The following is an 844-nucleotide window of genomic DNA, read 5'->3' as shown; positions in this document are numbered from 1 at the left end:
TACTGGACACAGTGTAATAAAAGTATATAATGCACAAGAAAAAATAAATAAAGAATTTAAAAATATAAATGATGAACTTCGTGATAGTGCATGGAAGTCACAATTTATATCTGGACTTATGATGCCTTTAATGACATTCATAGGAAACTTTGGGTATGTTGCAGTTTGTGTAGTTGGTGCAATACTTGCATTTAATGATAAAATAACATTTGGTGTAATAGTTGCATTTATAATGTATGTTAGATTCTTTACACAACCTCTTGCTCAATTTGCTCAAGCAGCCACTTCACTACAATCTACATCAGCTGCATGTGCACGTGTATTTGAATTCTTAGGAGAAGAAGAAATGGAAGATGAAAGCCATAAAGAAGTAGCTTTAGATAGTGCTAAAGGTGATGTTGAATTTGAAAATGTTAAATTTGGATACGATGAAGATAAATTAATAATAAAAGATTTTACAGCTAAGTTTAAAGCAGGTCAAAAGATAGCAATAGTTGGGCCAACTGGAGCAGGAAAAACTACTTTAGTTAACTTACTTATGAGATTCTATGAAGTAAATAGTGGTCWWATAAAAATWGATGGAACTCCAATACAATCATTAAGTAGAGAAGCAGTTCACGATTTATTCTGTATGGTACTTCAAGATACTTGGTTATTTGAGGGCACAATAAGAGACAATATAGTTTATAATAAAACTGGAGTTTCTGAAGCAAGTATAGTAGCTGCATGTAAAGCTGTTGGAATAGATCACTTCATAAGAACACTACCTCAAGGTTATGATACAGTATTTGATGATAATACTAACTTATCAGCTGGACAAAAACARYTAATTACTATTGCTAAA

1 protein-coding gene (running past one end of the window) is annotated in these 844 nt (G+C 31.5%); it reads left to right on the top strand.

The annotated features are described in order from the left end of the window. The first annotated feature begins 16 nt into the window (after nt 1-16). Nucleotides 17-844, top strand: the 5' portion of a protein-coding gene (locus G3997_RS05730) for an ABC transporter ATP-binding protein (protein WP_442971261.1). It continues 276 nt past the right edge of the window; only the first 828 of its 1104 coding nucleotides appear in the window; its start codon is at nt 17-19; the stop codon falls past the right edge of the window.

The organism is Romboutsia sp. 13368, assembly GCF_018336475.1.
GTDB lineage: Bacteria > Bacillota > Clostridia > Peptostreptococcales > Peptostreptococcaceae > Romboutsia.
This window is presented reverse-complemented; position numbering and strand designations above follow the sequence as displayed.